Annotated in this window: 2 protein-coding genes and 1 pseudogene; 2 read left to right on the top strand and 1 reads right to left on the bottom strand. The window is 74.7% G+C overall.

Annotated features, from left to right (window positions below; translation table 11 throughout):
- Both ABZ749_RS33035 and ABZ749_RS33030 read left to right on the top strand, forming a co-directional pair.
- Positions 1-346 (top strand): annotated as a pseudogene (locus tag ABZ749_RS33035) (hypothetical protein); the annotation flags it as partial.
- Positions 343-1,188 carry a PmoA family protein gene (locus ABZ749_RS33030; protein ID WP_357234827.1) on the top strand — a complete coding sequence of 282 codons (846 nt, stop codon included), beginning with the start codon at positions 343-345 and terminating at the stop codon, positions 1,186-1,188. The pseudogene ABZ749_RS33035 and the gene ABZ749_RS33030, both read left to right, overlap by 4 nt.
- Positions 1,189-1,195: 7 nt before the next feature.
- Here the strand turns inward: ABZ749_RS33030 and ABZ749_RS33025 are convergent.
- On the bottom strand, positions 1,196-2,896 hold a 1,701-nt coding region (locus ABZ749_RS33025), incomplete at its 5' end, for a hypothetical protein (protein ID WP_357234825.1).

Genomic DNA, 2,896 nt, shown 5'->3' with positions numbered 1-2,896 from the left:
ACGCGAGATCGCGGGGCCTGATTCGACCACCCTGCCGAGGGTGACCGGACGGACGCTGGTCGCGGCCGGCCTGGCCGGGTACGCCGGGCTGGTCGTCGTCGAGGTGGGCGGCAACGGGGGCGTGCGGTGGCGGGCCTCGGCCCGCTCCGCCGCGCGCGCCTGCCTCGACGCGCCCACCCGCTGGGCGGCGCTCACCGGGGTGGTCACACTCGCCGGACTGCTCACCGTCCTGGTCACCCCGGTCGCGGTGCCTATCCTCGCCGGCTACACGGTGGCCGCCCTGCACGCCGTCGCCAATCGCCGACCGGTCTCCGTCGCCGTCGCCGGTCCTGGGGAGCTGCCGTGAGCGGGGAGCCGGTGCGGCTGACCGTCGGGGCCACGGAGGTTGCCGAGTATGTGCTCGACCCGGCGCTGGACGCCCAACACGGTCCCCGGCCGTACCTGCACCCGGTGCGCACGCTCGGCGGAACGGTGGTCACCGACGCGCTTCCCGCCGACCACGTGTGGCACCTCGGCGCGTCCCTCGCGGTCCAGGACGTCGACGGCAGCAACCTCTGGGGCGGGCGCACCTACGTCCGCGACGTCGGCTACACCTGGCGCGACGACCACGGCGTCATCACGCACACCGGTGAGGTCGAACGGTCCCCGGGCCGGTACGCGCACGATCTGCAGTGGCGCGACCGGACCGGCGGGGTGCTGCTGACCGAGCGGAGGTGGCTCGCCGCGTCGGTGGTCACACCGGACGCCTGGCGCCTCGACGTGGAGTCCGTCCTCGTCGCCCCGGACGACCGGGAGATCCGGCTGGGCAGCCCGGCCACCAACGGCCGCCCGGGTGGGGCCGGCTACGGCGGGTTCTTCTGGCGGGCCGCCGCCGACGGCGAACCGGCGGTGTTCACCGCCGACGCGGTCGGGGAGGAGACGGTCAACGGCAGCGCGGCGTCGTGGCTCGCGCTGACCGGCGTCCGGTCGGGCGCCGGGGCGTACACCCTGGTCTTCTCGGGGCTCGGCCGCGACGACAGGTGGTTCGTGCGGACCGGGATGTATCCGGGGGTCTGTGTGGCGTTCGCGTTCGACCGTCCGGCGGTGGTGCCGGCCGGTGGGAGCCGGCACGGCCAATACCGGGTGTGGGTGGCCGACGGGGCCCTCGACGGGGAGGCGGTGACGGCCCTGGTCGCGCTGACGCCCTGAGTGCGGATCAGCCGGACCGGTCGATCAGCTCACGGATCGCGACCTGGTACGCGGCCTGGGTGTGGTACGGCCAGTGTCCTTCGATCGGCGGCGGCACGGTGTCCGCCGGGTCGATGGTCAGGCTGCGGGGATCACGCAGTCGGATGTCGACGTCCGGCGGTGTTCCGGGCGAGCCCGGAGGGAAGATCGGCCCGCCGATCGGGTCGGTGTCCCGCCACAGGTTGCGCCACCGCCACCCGATCCGCCCACCCAGGTCGTGCAGCGTCCGCGGTCCGAAGTACGCGGGGTAGAGCCGCGCGTAGGTGCGCCGCAGCGGTGACCCGTAGGTCAACAGCGACACCCGGGTCAGCACGGACGGCGGCAGGTGCAGGATGGTGGCGGCGGCGAGCACCGAGCCGTGGCTGTGCCCGGAGATGACCACCGGGCCCCGCGCGGTGAGCCCGGTGACCCGTTTCGCCAGCTCCGGGACGGCGCGGGCGGCGTAGCAGGGCGGCGCGAACGGGTGGACCGTCCGGGGCCAGAAGGTGCCGAGGTCCCACAGCACCGCCACCACCCGCCGGGTCTGCGCCGACCGGTACGCGCGGAACCCGAGGATCAGCAGGCAGATCACCAGCAGGCTGATCACCCAGACACCGGCGTCGGTGACGTAGGCGAGCACGACGGCCGCGCGGCCGTCCCCGCCCAGCCGGTCCGCGAGTTGCGTGGGACCGATCCCGATCACGTCGAAGGCGACGGTGGCCAGCCCGAGCGACGCGATCAACAGGAACGCGAGCAGCACCGGGCCGAGCTCCTCGGTGACCCGGGACCGGGCGATGGTCTCCCGGACCACGCGCAGCCGGTGCGCGTCCGCCGCCGGCACGTCGGGGTAGTCCCGTTCGATGATCCGTGCCGCCAACCGCCGTCGCCGTCGCCGACTCAGCAGGAGGGTCACGGAGGTCACCGCCGCGCCGATCAGCAGCGCGGCGAGCCCGGCGAGCGCTGCCCACCAGTAGGCCACCGGCGGGTCCAGCGGGCCGACGATCGGCGGGTTGGGCCGGATCGGGTCGGGGATGTCGCCGTGGTCGAGGGCGTCGGCGACGCGGTAGACCAGAGTCGCGGTGAAGGCGGCGCCGACGCTCACCGCCGCCGCGGCCATGACCGGGGTGCCCAGCCCGCGCAGGACGGGGCGCTCGTCGCCGCGGGCGGCACGTTGGCGGGTGTACGTGACGACGGTGAGCACGACGAGCAGGACACCCTGCGTGGCGACCACCCCGGCGGCGGCGCCCTCGTACCCGGGCAGCTTGCCCGAGCCGGAGGGTGTCGCGTCCGCCAGCGTGGCCGAGCCGAGGCACAACACGGTCGTCAGCACTGTGGTCGCCCACAGGGTTCGCAGGATCCGTCGGGCCCGCACCGGGCTGGTCGGCACGGGCAGGGCGAGGAGCACCACGCCCGCCCCGAGCAGTCCGACGGCGATCACGAACAGCACGACGTGACCGATCCCGCCCGGTGCGACGCCGGCCAGCAGTGCGACGTTCAGCGTCCCGATGCCGAGCACCACGTGGACCTGCCGTAGCCAACCGGTGACGTGCGCGTCCTGCCAGAAACCGGCGTCGGTGAGGCTCTGGTCCCGGTCGTCGGAGCGGGGTTGCGCCGCCAACGGGCCGAACCCCTCGAAGGCCCGCGCCGACCGGGTGCCGATGGCCCAGACGACCCACAGCGCCAGCAGGGG

This window comes from Micromonospora sp. NPDC047753 (assembly GCF_040642735.1).
Taxonomy (GTDB): domain Bacteria; phylum Actinomycetota; class Actinomycetes; order Mycobacteriales; family Micromonosporaceae; genus Micromonospora.
This window is presented reverse-complemented; position numbering and strand designations above follow the sequence as displayed.